Here is a 13,494-nt window from a genome sequence, read left to right on the forward strand (position 1 = left end):
ACTGCTAGACGGCTTCCAGCACGCCGCGGCGCATCTGGTCCAGCTCGATGGATTCAAACAGGGCCTTGAAGTTGCCCTCGCCGAAGCCCTGGTTGCCCTTGCGCTGGATGAACTCGAAGAACACCGGGCCCAGCTGGTTTTCCGAGAAGATCTGCAGCAGCAGGTCGCCCGGCGCGCCGTCGACCAGGATCTTGCGCTTTTTCAGCTCGGCCAGCGACTCGCCGTGGCCGGGAATGCGGCGGTCCACCAGCTCATAATAGGTGTCGATGGTGTCCAGCAGCTTGATGCCGGCCGCGCGCAGCGCATCCACCGTGGCGAACAGGTCGCCGCTGCCCATGGCGATGTGCTGGATGCCTTCGCCGTTGTACATATTCAGGTACTCGGTGATCTGGCCCGGACGGTCGGTGCCCTCTTCGTTGATCGGGATGCGCAGCTTGCCGCACGGGCTGGTCATGGCTTTCGACTTCACGCCGGTGACCTGGCCTTCGATGTCGAAGTAGCGGATCTCGCGGAAGTTGAACAGGGTTTCGTAGAAGTTCACCCATTCGGCCATGCGGCCGCGGTGCACATTGTGGGTCAGGTGGTCGATATACGTCAGGCCGTGGCCAACCGGGTTAGGGTTGGCGCCGGGGATGGCTTCGAAGTCCGCATCGTAGATGCTGATGTCGCCGATGGCGCCCGCTGCGGCGCCGTTCTTGCCCTTCCAGCGGTCCACCAGATAGATCAGCGAGTCGCCGATGCCCTTGATGGCGGGGATGTTCAGCTCCATCGGGCCGGGCTGGCCGCCGAAGCCCCAGGCGCCCAGGTCCAGCGCGCGGCGGTAGGCCTTGCCCGCGTCCTGCACGCGGAAGGCGATGGCGCACACGGACGGACCGTGCTGGCGCGCGAAGCGCTGCGCGAAGGAATCCGGCTCGGCGTTGATGATGAAGTTGATCTCGCCCTGGCGGTACAGGGTGACATTCTTGCAGCGGTGCCGGGCGATGGCGGTGAAGCCCATGGCTTCAAAGGTCTTGCCCATGGCGACCGGGTCCGGCGCCGCGTATTCGATGAACTCGAAGCCATCCGTGCCCATCGGGTTGTCCCACAATTCCAAAGTCATGCCGATCTCCTCTAGTAATAAGGAAATTTTATCGGCTCCCGCCGAATATTTCGTTCATAATGTGCGCCAAATCCGGTTAGATATGCACAAAACGTGCATCACACAGGCAACATAAGGACAATATTCATGAGCACCATCAGCGTAGACCGGCACGACCTGGCCCTGCTGGCCGAATTGCAGCGCGACGGCCGCGCCACCAATAGCGCCCTGGGCGAGAAGGTTCACCTGTCCACTTCGCAGGTCAGCCGCCGCATCCAGCGCCTGGAGGAGGCGCGCGTGATCGACCATTACGCGGCCATGCTGGACCCGCTGGTGGTGGGCCTGGGCGTGATGGCCTTCGTCCACGTGACGCTGGACCGCCACGGCACCGCCTGGGGCGACACCTTCGAGCAAGCCATCAGCGACCTGCCGGAAGTGCTGGAATGCTTCTCCGTGACGGGCGAGGCGGACTACGTGATGCGCGTGGTGTCGCACGACCTGGCCTCGTTCTCGGAATTCATGATGAAGGAGCTGCTGCGCATTCCCGGCGTGACCAACGTGAAGTCGAACATCTCGCTGAAAAAGGTCAAGCAGGTGACCGAGCTGCCGCTGGACCATATCGCGCAGCCCCGCCCGTCCAAGATGCGGGTGCATTTCGCGCAATAGGGCTCCCTGGCGCTAACTTGGCGCCACCTTGGCGCCACCTTGGCGCTAACCAGGCGCTGCCCGGCTCTTGTCCCGGGTCATGTCGGCACCGTCTTACAAGCGCACGGGACGTGCTCCCCTTCAAGATGGACTGCGCTGGCTCGCATACTGCACTTACTCAAGAATTCAGACAGGGTAAGGAAGAATATGGACAGCAGCACAGAACACGGGACCGGGGCCGCCGGGATTGCCGGGGCGGCAGGCATCTGCATGCAGCAGCCGGCGGACGCCAAGGCGCTCTACGCGCTGCTGGCCGAGGATGGCGACAGCGTGGTGCGGCGGCGGGCCGCGCGGCATTTCCTCGAGGAGCAACTGGACCTCGCGGCCGGCATGCCCTGCGATTTCCCGGACGATCCGGACGACGCCTCGATGTGGGTGGCCGCCGGCGCCGCCCGCGCCGGCACGCAATACCGCGACTACCTGGCCGCGCGCCGCCAGGGCGCGCCGCGCCGCTACTTCAGCGGCCAGGCCCACGCCATGCACTTCCTGCGCGGCGCCGCACCCACCAAGCTGGTGGACGGCGCCTGGCTCTACCCCATGCTGCAGCGCTGGCGCGACGAGCACCTGCATCCGCTCATCACCATCTACCTGGAGGAGCTGGGCAACGGCGTGCCGCACAAAAACCACGTGCTGCTATATAAGAAGCTGCTGGCCGCGCACGGCATCGCCGGCTGGCAGCGGCTGAGCGCCGATCACTTCACCCAGGGCGCGATCCAGCTGGCCTTCGCCCACTGCGGCGGCGACTTCGTGCCGGAGCTGATCGGCTTCAACCTGGGCTACGAGCAGCTGCCCCTGCACCTGCTGATCACCGCCTACGAGCTCAATGAGCTGGGCATCGATCCCTATTACTTCACCCTGCATGTCACGGTGGACAACGCCGCCACCGGCCACGCCGCCACCGCCCTGCAAGCCATGCAGGGCGCGCTGGCGCGCAGCACCGACAAGGCGGACTTCCTGCGCCGCCTGCGTGCCGGCATGCGGCTCAACGAACTGGGCGCGGGCACCTTGTCCGTCATCGACAGCTTCGACCTGGACGAGGAAGTGGCCGACATGCTGTCCGCCAAGGCCGGCGTGGGCGCCAATATGCATTCGGACTACTGCCGCGTAGGCGGGCGCACCGTCAACGAATGGCTGGCCGATCCCGGACAGGTGCCCGCCTTCCTGCGCCAGCTGGAGCAGCAAGGCTGGATACGGCGCGGCCAGGCGCCCGAGCACAGCCGCTTCTGGCGCCTGGTGCACGGCGAGCGCGCGGAGATGTTCGGCGTCTTCACGGCCTACGAACAGCAGCTGCTGCACGACTGGATCTGCACCGCGCCGGACGGCACGGTGCTGCAGCAGCGCGTGGCCAGCTACCGCGCCCAGCGCCGCAGCGTGGAGGACGACGGCGCGGCAGGGCGCATCGCCAGCCAGCAGCCGCGTGCGCTGATACGGCACCGCTACGAGGGCGACAGCCAGTCCTGGCAAGGCTGTGAACTGCGCCAGCTGGAAGCGCAGCTGGCCTCGTCCAGCCGCAACCAGGCGCTGGAAACCCTGATTCCGCTGATGTCGCCGGCCCAGCACCACAGCCCCGCCGGGCTGATGGCCACCCGCATTTTCAGGCGGCTGCATGCCGGCGCGTGACGGCGGCGGCCTGCGCCTGGACGCCGCCGCCCTGGTGCAGCTGGGCCAGGCGCTGCGCGCGGCCGGCTACCGCTTCACCACCGTCACCCCGGCCACGCACGCGCGCGTGATCGCGCGCGACCCCGGCGCCGCGGCGGCCTGCCTGCGCGGCGTGTTCGGCTGGAGCCGGCCCTACGCCACCCAGCCGCACGGCGCAACGCTGCCGGGCCACGTGGCCAGGCTGATCGAACGCAGCGGCATCGCGGTGCCGACCCCGGACGGCGAAGGCAATACGGGCCGCATGCGCAGCGCGCTGCGCTGCTCCACGCTGGACGGCCAGCTGTACTTCCACAGCGCCTACCCGACCAGCGAAGCCGGTTCGGTCTTCTTCGGGCCGGACACCTACCGCTTCGTCCGCGCGCTGCGCTGCGAGACCGCGGCGCGCGACCGCGCAGGCGAAAAGCCGCCGGCCCGCATCGCGGACCTGTGCTGCGGCGCCGGCCCGGCCGCCATCGTGCTGGCCGGACGCTATCCGCAGGCTGAGGTGCTGGCCATCGACATCAACCGCGACGCGCTCGAACTCACCCAGGTCAACGCCGAGCTGGCGGGGGCGCCCAATGTACGCGTCGTTATCAGCGACCTGCTGGGCGACGTGGAAGGCGGTTTCGACCTGATCACCGCCAATCCGCCCTATCTGCTCGATGCCGCGCAGCGCAGCTACCGCCACGGCGGCGGCGAGCTGGGCGAAGGATTGGCGGTGCGCATCGTCGCCGCCGCCCTGCAGCGCCTCAATCCGGGCGGCGTACTGATGCTCTATACCGGTGTGGCCATCACCGGCGGCGAGGACGTGCTGCTGCGCCGCGCCGCCCCCCTGCTCAACGCGGCCGACTGCACCTGGCGCTACGAGGAAATCGACCCGGACGTGTTCGGCGAGGAGCTGTCGCTCCCGGTCTACGCCGGGGCCGAGCGCATCGCCGCCGTCTGGCTGACGGTATGCAAAAAGGATTAAGCATGGAGACAGCAAAACCCGCCCTGGTGGTGCATGGCGGCGCCGGCGCCGCCAAGGAACTGGAAGACGGCTGCGCCAGCGCGGCCGAGCGCGGACGCGGCCTGCTGGGCGTGTCAGCCCTCGCGGCCGCGGTCGCGGCCGTGGTATCCCTGGAGGACGATGGCCGCTACAACGCCGGCAGCGGCGCGGCCCTGTGCCTGGACGGCGTGACGGTGGAAATGGATGCGTCGGTGATGGACTCGCAAGGCACGCTGGGCGCCGTGGCCTGCCTGCGCGGCATCCGCAACCCGGTGCTCGCGGCGCAGGAAGTGGCGCAAACCCCGCACTGGCTGCTGGCCGGCGACGGTGCCGCGCTGCTGGCGCGGCGGGCGGGCCTGGCGCCGTCCGGCCAGGTGAGCCAGCGCGTGCGCCAGGAACACCGGGCCATGCTGTCACGGCTGCACAGCGGCATGCCGTCCGGGCCGGGCGCGGACGGCGAAGCCTACGCCCGCTTCTGGGAGCGCGAGGCGCAGCTGGCGGCGCAGCGCGGCGCACCCGGGATGAGCCCTGAGAGCGCGGGCCGCAGCGACACCGTGGGCGCGGTGGCGCGCGACGCGGACGGCGTGTTCGCGGTGGCCTGCTCCACCGGCGGCACCTCGCCCTCGCTGCAAGGCCGGGTGGGCGACACGCCCATCATCGGCAGCGGTTTCTATGCAGGGCCGCACGGCGCGGTAGCTGCCACCGGCGTGGGCGAGCATATCGTGCGCCACCTGCTGGCCCACCAGGTCTACGGCTGGATAGCGGACGGCATGCCGCTGCAGCGCGCGCTGGAACGCGGCGTATCGCTGTTCGCGCCGGACGTGGAGATCGGCCTGATCGCCGTCAGCCGCGACAGCGCGGGCGCGCACAGCAACCGCGGCATGCCCTGGGCACAGGTGCAGCATGGCTAGCCCCGCGCCCCTGCTCGTCATCGGCGGCCATGAAGACCGCCGCGACAATATGGAAGTGCTGCGCCGCTTCGTGGAACTGGCCGGCGGCCCCGAAGCCTCCATCGCGGTGCTGACGGCGGCCAGCAGCGTGCCGGAGCGCGTGTGGGACGGCTACCGGCAGACCTTTGCCGCGCTGGGCGCAGCGAACTGCCGCCACATCCATACGCCCGACCGGGCCGCCGCCGAAGACGGCGCGCTGGCCGAGACAGTGGCAGCGGCGGACGGCATCTTCCTCACGGGCGGCGACCAGAAACGGCTGCTGGGCAGCCTGGGCGGCACCGCGCTGGAGCGCGCCATCCACCAGGCGCGCGCCGCGCGCGGCGCGTGCCTGGCCGGCACCAGCGCCGGCGCCTCGGCCATGTCGGCGCTGATGCTGGCGGAAGGCCAGGCCGAGCTGCGGCCCGAAAAGGGCGCCATCAGCCTCGGTGCCGGCTTCGCCCTGCTGCAGGGCGTGGTGATCGACCAGCACTTCTCCGAACGCCGGCGCCTGGCGCGCCTGCTGTCGGTGGTGGCTCAGAACCCGCAGTTGCTGGGCATCGGCATCGACGAGGACACCGCCCTGCTGATCAGCCCCGGCGAGAGCGTGGAAGTGCTGGGCGAAGGCGCGGTCACGGTGCTCGACGGCCATGCGATGAGCTGCAACATCGCCGATATCGGCCATCGCAGCACGCCCGAAATGCTGGGCGTGGTGCTGCATCTGCTGCCGGCTGGCAGCCGCCATGACGTGGACGGCGCACCTGCGCCGCTGCAGCCCCTGATGCGCGTCCTGGCCGGCGGCGGCAGCGGCCGGCTTTGAAAATTCTGGAAGCATTACCTTACTAAATCATGAAAATCATCGAACAACGTATCCTGCGCGGCCCCAACCTGTATTCCAACCGCCCTTCCGTGCTGTCCCTGATCGACCTGGAACAGCTGGACATGGCCACCGACCAGCTGCCGGGCTTCAGCGAGCGCCTGCTGGAACTGCTGCCGGACCTGCACGAGCACCGCTGCTCGCTGGGACAGTACAGCGGCTTCGTGCAATGCCTGCGCGCCGGCACCAACCTGGCGCACGTGGTGGAGCACGCCGCCATCGTGCTGCAATGCCTGGCCGGCCCCAGCGTGGGTTTCGGCCGGACGCGCCCGGCCGAGCAGGCCGCAAGCCCCGCCGGCGCAGGCCCGCGCTACCGCGTGGTCTGCGCCTACGAAATCGAGCAGCTGGCCTGCCACGCCGTCGACGAGGCCATGGCCATGGTGCGCGCCCTGGCCGGCGGCCAGCCATACGCGCTGGACGGCGCGCTGGAAGCGCTGCGCGCCACCGCCGCGCGCTACGCCATCGGCACCAGCACCGGCGCCGTGCTGGACGCGGCCGTCAAGCGCGGCATCCCCTTCTGGCGACTGTCCGACGAAGCCAACCTGTTCCAGCTGGGCTGGGGCGCGAAGCAGAAGCGGCTGCATGCCACCATCACCGGCGCCACCAGCCACGTGGCGGTGGGCGTGGCCAGCGACAAGCAGCTCACCAAGGCACTGCTGAAGGAAGCCGGCGTGCCGGTGCCGCAGGGTGCCGTGGTGCGCAGCGCCGAGGAGGCGCAGCGCGCTGCGGCGCGCCTGGGCCTGGTCACCGTCAAGCCGCTGGACGGCAACCACGGGCGCGGCGTGAGCACTGCCTGCGCCACCCCGGAAGAAGTGACGCAGGCCTTCGAGCTGGCGCACCAGTACGGGCGCCGGGTCATCGTCGAACGCCACGTGGAGGGCCATGACTACCGCGTGCTGGTGGCCGGCGCCCACGTGGCCGCCGCCGCGCGGCGGCGCCCGCCCTGCGTGACCGGCGACGGCGCGAGCACCGTGCGCGCGCTGGCCGAGCAGGAGAACCGCAACCCGGCGCGCGGCGAAGGCCACAGCAATATCCTGAGCACCATCCCGCTTGACAGCGCGGCCGAGACGGCCTTGCGGCGCCAGGGCTACGACTGGGATTCGGTGCCGCCGGACGGCGTCCAGGTGCTCCTGCGCGGCAACGCCAACCTGTCCAGCGGCGGCACCGCCGAGGACGTGACCGCCCTGCTGCCCGAGGAAACGCGCGACCTGTGCGTGCGCGCCGCGCGCAAGGTGGGGCTGGACGTGGCCGGCATCGACCTGGTGTGCGCCGACATCGCCCAGCCGCTGCGCGAACAGGGCGGCGCCGTGATCGAAGTGAATGCCGCGCCCGGCATCCGCATGCACCACTACCCCAGCGCCGGCACGCCGCGCGACGCGGCCGGCGCCATCGTGGAGGCCATGTTCGGCGAGAGCGACGGCCGCATCCCGGTCATCGCCGTCACCGGCACCAACGGCAAGACCACCACCACCCTGATGCTGGACCACGCAGTGCGCCTGGCCGGCCTGTGCCCGGGCACCACCACCACGGAGGGCGTGTTCATCGACGGCAAGCGCATTGTCAAGGGCGACTGCAGCGGCTACTGGTCCGCGCGCAGCGTGCTGGCCGCGCCCGAAGTGGACATCGCCGTGCTGGAAACGGCGCGCGGCGGCATCCTCAAGCGGGGCCTGGCGTTCGACCGCTGCGACGTGGCCGTGGTGCTCAACGTGACGGCCGACCACCTCGGCATGGACGGCGTGGACACGCTGCAGGCGCTGGCCGAAGTGAAGGCCGTGGTGGCGCGCACCGCGTCGCGCGCGGTGGTGCTGAACGCAGAAGACCCGCTGTGCGTGGCCATGGCCGAGCAGCGCCGCAGCGGCGCCGAAGTGGTCTGGTTCGCGCTGGATGCCGACAACGCCCTGCTGCTGCGGCACCTGGACCAGGGCGGCCGCGCCGCCTACCTGCAGGACGGCGCCCTGGTGCTGGCCGACGGCACCCGCCGCCATCACCTGCTGTGGGCGGCCGAGATGCCGTCCGCGCTGGGCGGCCACGCACGCTACAACATCGCCAACGCGCTGGCCACGGCGGCGGCGCTGATGGCGGCCGGCTTTAGCGACGCGCAGATCGTGGCCGGCCTGGCCACCTTCGTGTCCAACGGCAGGAACAACCCGCTGCGCTCGAACCTCTTCAATGTGCGCGGCGTACAGGTGGTGGTCGACTACGCCCACAACCCGGCCGCCTACACGGCGCTGGCGCGCATGGCGCGCGGCCTGTCGGGCGGGCGTATCGTATCCGTCATCACCGCGCCTGGCGACCGCCGCGACGAGGACCTGCTGGCCGTGGGCCAGGCCTGCGGCACCCATTTCGACGAAGTGGTAGTGTATGAAGCGGAGAGCCGGGGCCGCCCGCGCGGCGAAACGGCAGGGCTGCTGTCGGCCGGTGCGCTGTCCGGCATGGCCAAGGGCCGCCGCGTGCATTGCCACCTGGCGGCGGCCGACGCGCTGCGGCAAGGCCTGTCGCTGTGCCAGGCGGGCGACGTGCTGGCGTTCGCCTGCGGCTCGTCGCTCACCGTGCTGGTGGACGCGCTGCGCAACAGCGACCCGGAAACGGCCAGCCGCATCGCGGCGGACATCGCTTCCTAGCACGCCGTCCCATCCATTCATGCTTCGGGAGACCATCATGGTACACAGTAAAAACACCGGCAAGGATCGCAGCGACGCCGATCCGCGCAATTCGCAACAGGCCGAACCCGGCAACGTGGCCAACGGCCACCCGGCCAACAACGTGATCACGCCGCAACGCGGCGGCATGCCGTCGACCGAAGCCGGGCGCGCGACGGTGGACCGGGGCGCGTGCGACTTCACCTCGCAGCGCCACGGCCAGTCCGCCGAGTCCGAGCAGTCGGCCCGCACCGCTGCGCCGGAAGGCGGCAGCGCGGGCGAGCGCGGCACGCGCGGCTCCGGCATGCCGGCCGACAGCGGCGCCGGCCAGCTGGCCGACGACCGTCCGGGCCGCGATACGCCCAAGGGCGGCTGAGCCCGGCCGTCCCCCATGGCTTGACGGCCTTCCTCTGCAGCGCGCTGCCCTGCTAGAATCGGGAACGATATTCATAGTAGAGGCAGACCGTGGCAGAGAAGATGGCAGAGGCCGTACCGAAGGGCGCATACCGCAGCGGCGTGGCGGCCAGGCTGGCCGGACTGCCGGTGGAGACGCTGCGCGTGTGGGAGCGCCGCTACAACGTGTCCGGGGCGGACCGTTCGCCGCACGGGCAGCGCCTGTACTCGGCCGAGCAGGTGCGCCGCCTCGGATTGCTGAAGCGGGTGGTGGACCTGGGCCATCCCATCGGCACCGTCGCCGCCCTGCCCTTCGAGGAACTGGCCGCCCTGTCCGGCACGCTGCCGCCGGCGGCTGAACTGGTGCGCGACGGCGCCGCCGCTGTCCCCCTGCGCGTGGCCGTGGTGGGTGCCGCCATGGCGCGCCGCCTGGCAGCCGTGCGCACCGATCCGCCGCTGGACATCGTCCACAGCTGCGCCACGCTGGACGCGGCGCCGGCCGCCCTGCCCGGCGTGCCGCTCGACGTGCTGCTGATCGAATCGTCCGAAATGTCCGCCGCCACCGTACCGCTGATCGCCGCCGCGCGCGCGGCCGCACCCGGCGCGGCGCTGGTGGTAATGTACCGCTTCTGCGACAGCGCGACCGTACGGCGCCTGCGCGAACAGGGCTGCCTGGTGGCGCGGGTGCCGTCCGACCCGGCCGAGGTGGCGGTGCTGTGCCGGTCCGCGCTGGCCGGCCACCCCATGCAGGCCGCGCTGCCGGTCACGCCGCCCGCCGCGCCGCGCCGGCTGGACGAACACGCGCTGGCGGTGCTGGCCACGGCCCCGAACAGCATCAACTGCGAGTGTCCGCGCCACCTGGCCGACATCCTGATGCTGCTGGGCAGTTTCGAGCGCTACAGCCAGCAGTGCGCGGCGCGCAACGCGGAGGACGCGGCGCTGCACCAGGAGCTGAGCAACTCGGCCGGACAGGCGCGCGTGCTGCTGGAGACGGCGCTGGAACGCCTGGCGCGCGCGGACGGCCTGCCGCTGCCGCCCGCGTTGGGCTAACTCCGGGCTAACCCGGCCTAAACCCCGGCAAACCCCGGGCCGGCCGGTCCGGCCTAGCTTCGTGCGCGGCGCTTGAGCAGCCGCATGAAGCCGCCCAGCAGCGGTATTTTCTCGTACAGTTCCTCGGCCGCGTCCCAATAGTCGCGGTGCACGGCCACGCGTCCGTCCACGCCGAACGCCAGGTGCGAAGCGCCCCGTATGGTGTGCAGTTCTCGCCCCATGCGGAAATGGAACTCCCAGGTCAGGAAAGCCTGCCCGCCCTGCGCCATGCGCTCCTTCACCACAAAGCGCGGCTGCGCCACCTGCTCGAACATGTGCTCGAAAATACGCGCGATGGCGGCGTGCCCGCGCACTTCATTGAACGGGTCCTTGAAGAAGGCGTCCGGCGTATAGACTTCCCGCAGCTGCGGCACCGTCCCGGGCGCCAGCGTTTCGTAGAAGCGCACCACGCGCTCCAGGCATGCCACGCCTTCCTGGCATTCCGGGCATTCGTATGTGCTCATAGGCCGGTCACCTTGCGCACCAGCCAGAAGTAGGCACTGTAAGGCAGCAGCCGCAGCAAACGCAGGCAGTTGCTGAAGCGGCGCGGGAAATGGATGTGGAAGTCGCCACGCTCCAGCCCCCGTACCAGGGCCCGTGCCGCCGCCTCGGGCGACATCAGCGCCGGCATGGCAAAGTCATTGCCGGCCGTGAGCGCGGTGGCCACGAAGCCGGGGTTGATCTGGTACACGGCGATGCCGCGCCGGGCCAGGTCCAGGTACAGGGTTTCGGTCAGGTTGATGAGCGCGGCCTTTGTCGGGCCGTACACCAGTGCTTTCGGCAGCCCGCCGTAGCCCGCGACGGAAGCCACGATGCCGATGCCGCCGCTGCCCTGCCTGAGCAGCGTAGGCAGCACGGTGTCCAGGCAGTTGTAGATGCCGCGCAGGTTCAGGTCCAGCAGGCGGTTAGCCTGTTCCAGATTGAAGCCGTCGGCGCGCATGGCATGGTAGCCGCCGGCCACCACCAGCACCAGGTCCAGGCGCCAGCCGTGGTGCAGGATGCGGCTGCGCGCCTCGTGCAGGCTGGCGGCATCGGTGATATCGAGCGGCACCGGCAGCGCGCGCGGCTGTCCCTCGCACAGCGCTTCCAGCGTGGCCGCGCGGCGCGCGGACAGCACCACCTCCGCGCCGCGTTCCAGCAGCAGCCGCGCCGTGGACTCGCCAATGCCGCTCGACGCGCCGATGATCCAGACGCAGCGGCCTTCCCAGCTGCGGACAGGCTTATTGAGCGCCATTGCCGTCCCTGGCTTTGACGAACGACAGCGTGACCGAGCCGAGGCTGATGCCGAACTTGCTCATGGCGGCGCGGTTGAGCACGACGTGCTCGTCGATCATGAACATCCAGTCCTCGAAATCGACGTTGACGACCTTTCCATCCACCGGCAGCGCGAGCACGTAGTTCCAGCGCAGCGCATTGCCGGCCACGATGCCTTGCGCCTCGCCCACCACGTCCGCCGCTGTGCCGGTGTAGCGGCCCGGCGCGGTTTTGCGCAGGGTCCAGACGCGGCGCTGGCGGGTCCCGTCGGCGTACAGGAACTCCTCGTCCAGGGTGCCGGTATCGCCCTGCCAGGTGCACTGCATGGTGACGGTAAAGCGCTTCTGCACGGTGCCGCTGCGGTCCTGGAACATGCCATAGGCGAGCACGCGGCCGTTGAAATAGCGCTGCACATCGAGCACAGGGGTTTGCGCGGCGTAGTGTTGCGGTTCGGCGGGCGCCGCGCAGCCGGACAGCAGGCCCGCCAGCAAGCCGCTCATGGCGGCGCCCGCGAAGCAGGCGCGCAGCATCTTGATTTTCATGGTTCGCTCCGGTTCAGGTGTTTGAGGCTGCGCGTGGCGGCGCGCGTCAGCAGCAGCCAGGCCAGCAATTTCAGGGCACACGGGAGCAGCGCGTAGGCCGCTGCAAGCGCATCGGCGCCTTGCGCCGCAGCGCCGTGGCCGTTGCCATCGCCGCCTGGGCCGAAGCCGGGCTGGTAGCCCAGCAGTGCCAGCAGCGGCAGTGCCGCCCCGGCGGCGAGGGCCAGCGCCAGTTGCGTGCACCAGTTCCACCAGGCGAAATACGGCGCCGCCGGCGGCCTGGCTTCGGTCAGGCCGGCCAGCAGTGCAGGCGGCAGGGCCAGGTCGGCGCCGCCCGCCAGTCCGGTCAGCACGCAGATGGCCGCAAACGCGGCGCCGTCGCCGGGGCCAAGCGCGTACGCCCAGATGAAAATCAGTGCAGACAACAGCATGCCTGCCTGCCACGCGGCGATCCCGCCCCAGCGGCGGGCAAGCGCCGACCATAGAGGCATCGAACCCGCCGCCGCCAGCAGGTAGAGCACCAGCAGCGGGCCTGCCCAGCTGTCCGGCAGGCGCAGGCGGTCGGCTGCGAAGAAGACAAACAGCGTGGCGGGCACGGCGCCAGCCAGCGCGCTCACCGCGTAGATGCAGAACAGCGCCCTGAAGCGCGGCTCGCGCCACGGCGCCATCAGCGCTGCCAGCTCGCCGGAGGTGAGGGGCGCCGCGATAATGCACCCCGGCCGTGGTGCGCGGCGCAGCAGCAGCCACGCGGCGGGCAGCAGGCAGGCGCTGAACACCAGCGCCAGCGTGCCGTATCCCAGCAGCCCGCTGCTGCCGGCGGCAAGCACGGCGCCGAGCAGGCCGCAGCCTTCGCGCGCCGACATCAGCCGCACCCGGTCTGCAGGCCGCGCAGCAATGGCGGCACCCCAGCTCTGGTGTGCGATGGTGGCCAGCCCATACCCCAGGTAGACCAGCATCAGCGCGCCGGCGAACCAGCCCAGCAAGGCGGCGCCGCGCCAGGGCGGCGGATGGAACAGCGCGATGCACCCCGCCAGCAGCGCAGGCAGCGACAGCGCCGCGTGCCAGGCATAACTGCGGCCGTTGCGCACCATCCACCAACCCAGCAGGGGATCGGCCAACGCGGCCAGCACGCGTACGGCCAACAGCACCGCGCCCACTTGCGCCAGCGCCAGCCCGCCGGCGCGCACGTACAACGGCGGCGCGAACAGATACACCGGCAGCGCCACCATCGCCAGCGGCAGCGCGAACAGGGCGTAGCTGGCCTGCGCCGTGCGCGTCAGGCCCGGCCCGACGGGGCCGGCGGCTCGGCTACACGCCTCCAGCGCGCTCACGGCCCCGCCCCGGCGTTGCGCGGCCATTCGACGTTCC

The 13,494-nt window shown here is 70.5% G+C and carries 13 protein-coding genes; 8 read left to right on the forward strand and 5 right to left on the reverse strand.

The genetic code is table 11. The features are described from left to right. Positions 1–4: 4 nt before the first annotated feature. Positions 5–1,099: a 4-hydroxyphenylpyruvate dioxygenase gene (gene hppD / locus ASC94_RS14595; RefSeq protein ID WP_056396002.1), complete on the reverse strand. Its 1,095-nt coding sequence runs from the start codon at positions 1,097–1,099 to the stop codon at positions 5–7. 126 nt (positions 1,100–1,225) lie between these two features. Between hppD and ASC94_RS14600 the strand changes: the two genes are divergently transcribed. From ASC94_RS14600 to ASC94_RS14635, 8 genes are all read left to right on the forward strand, one after another. Further along, positions 1,226–1,744: an Lrp/AsnC family transcriptional regulator gene (locus ASC94_RS14600; protein WP_056396005.1), complete on the forward strand. Its 519-nt coding sequence runs from the start codon at positions 1,226–1,228 to the stop codon at positions 1,742–1,744. Between the two features lie 186 nt (positions 1,745–1,930). After that, positions 1,931–3,403, forward strand: a complete 1,473-nt coding sequence (locus ASC94_RS14605; RefSeq protein WP_082616526.1) for an iron-containing redox enzyme family protein — start codon at positions 1,931–1,933, stop codon at positions 3,401–3,403. Beyond that, positions 3,390–4,391, forward strand: coding sequence for a class I SAM-dependent methyltransferase (locus tag ASC94_RS14610; RefSeq protein ID WP_157201454.1), 1,002 nt, complete (start codon positions 3,390–3,392; stop codon positions 4,389–4,391). Before ASC94_RS14605 ends, ASC94_RS14610 begins: the two co-directional genes overlap by 14 nt. A gap of 2 nt (positions 4,392–4,393) precedes the next feature. Then, positions 4,394–5,320, forward strand: a complete 927-nt coding sequence (locus ASC94_RS14615) for an isoaspartyl peptidase/L-asparaginase (protein ID WP_056396010.1) — start codon at positions 4,394–4,396, stop codon at positions 5,318–5,320. After that, on the forward strand, positions 5,313–6,155 hold the full coding sequence (locus tag ASC94_RS14620; RefSeq protein ID WP_056396012.1) for a cyanophycinase: 843 nt from the start codon (positions 5,313–5,315) through the stop codon (positions 6,153–6,155). Before ASC94_RS14615 ends, ASC94_RS14620 begins: the two co-directional genes overlap by 8 nt. Before the next feature lie 29 nt (positions 6,156–6,184). Then, positions 6,185–8,833: a cyanophycin synthetase gene (gene cphA, locus ASC94_RS14625; protein WP_056396015.1), complete on the forward strand. Its 2,649-nt coding sequence runs from the start codon at positions 6,185–6,187 to the stop codon at positions 8,831–8,833. Positions 8,834–8,870: 37 nt separating this feature from the next. Then, the gene (locus ASC94_RS14630; protein ID WP_056396018.1) at positions 8,871–9,227 is read left to right on the forward strand and encodes a hypothetical protein; all 357 of its coding nucleotides are present in this window, start codon (positions 8,871–8,873) and stop codon (positions 9,225–9,227) included. Between the two features lie 101 nt (positions 9,228–9,328). Then, positions 9,329–10,294: a MerR family transcriptional regulator gene (locus ASC94_RS14635; RefSeq protein ID WP_056396020.1), complete on the forward strand. Its 966-nt coding sequence runs from the start codon at positions 9,329–9,331 to the stop codon at positions 10,292–10,294. A 53-nt stretch (positions 10,295–10,347) separates the two neighbouring features. On the opposite strand, the gene ASC94_RS14640 is transcribed toward ASC94_RS14635, so the two are convergent. Genes ASC94_RS14640 through ASC94_RS14655 form a run of 4 tightly spaced genes read right to left on the reverse strand, consistent with a single transcriptional unit; the run spans position 10,348 to position 13,484 of the window. Further along, entirely contained in the window at positions 10,348–10,797 is a 450-nt protein-coding gene (locus ASC94_RS14640; protein WP_056396022.1) for a nuclear transport factor 2 family protein, read from the reverse strand. Beyond that, the gene (locus tag ASC94_RS14645) at positions 10,794–11,567 is read right to left on the reverse strand and encodes an SDR family NAD(P)-dependent oxidoreductase (RefSeq protein WP_056396024.1); all 774 of its coding nucleotides are present in this window, start codon (positions 11,565–11,567) and stop codon (positions 10,794–10,796) included. Before ASC94_RS14645 ends, ASC94_RS14640 begins: the two co-directional genes overlap by 4 nt. Then, positions 11,554–12,129 (reverse strand): DUF3833 domain-containing protein, encoded by a 576-nt coding sequence (locus tag ASC94_RS14650; protein WP_082616527.1) that lies wholly within the window; start codon positions 12,127–12,129, stop codon positions 11,554–11,556. The genes ASC94_RS14645 and ASC94_RS14650 overlap by 14 nt, the downstream gene beginning before the upstream one ends. Next, entirely contained in the window at positions 12,126–13,484 is a 1,359-nt protein-coding gene (locus ASC94_RS14655) for an MFS transporter (RefSeq protein WP_082616528.1), read from the reverse strand. The genes ASC94_RS14650 and ASC94_RS14655 overlap by 4 nt, the downstream gene beginning before the upstream one ends. Positions 13,485–13,494 lie beyond the last annotated feature (10 nt).

It is taken from the genome of Massilia sp. Root418 (assembly GCF_001425265.1).
Classification (GTDB): Bacteria; Pseudomonadota; Gammaproteobacteria; order Burkholderiales; family Burkholderiaceae_D; genus Rugamonas.